The sequence below is a fragment of the Bacillus sp. EKM420B genome, from assembly GCF_011065565.1.
GTDB classification, from domain to species: Bacteria; Bacillota; Bacilli; order Bacillales; family Bacillaceae; genus Bacillus; species Bacillus velezensis.
Window position 1 is genome coordinate 1 of the sequence record NZ_JAAMNX010000029.1, and the last position, 292, is coordinate 292.

The 292-nt window shown below is 47.6% G+C and carries 2 tRNA genes; both read right to left on the reverse strand.

Annotation, left to right across the window (positions count from 1 at the left end):
* Positions 1-2: 2 nt before the first annotated feature.
* Positions 3-75 (reverse strand) — tRNA-Lys (locus G9F48_RS19375).
* 37 nt (positions 76-112) lie between these two features.
* Positions 113-188: transfer RNA gene (locus tag G9F48_RS19380), tRNA-Thr, on the reverse strand.
* Positions 189-292 lie beyond the last annotated feature (104 nt).

Genomic DNA, 292 nt, shown 5'->3' on the forward strand with positions numbered 1-292 from the left:
GGTGAGCCATGAAGGACTCGAACCTTCGACCCTCTGATTAAAAGTCAGATGCTCTACCAACTGAGCTAATGGCTCTTATTACAAGAGACTTATATAGTATAACATATAAAAGTGGTGCCGGCAAGAGGACTTGAACCCCCAACCTACTGATTACAAGTCAGTTGCTCTACCAATTGAGCTACACCGGCCTAATACGCCAACTTATGTATGATAGGAATGGTGGAGGATGACGGGCTCGAACCGCCGACCCTCTGCTTGTAAGGCAGATGCTCTCCCAGCTGAGCTAATCCTC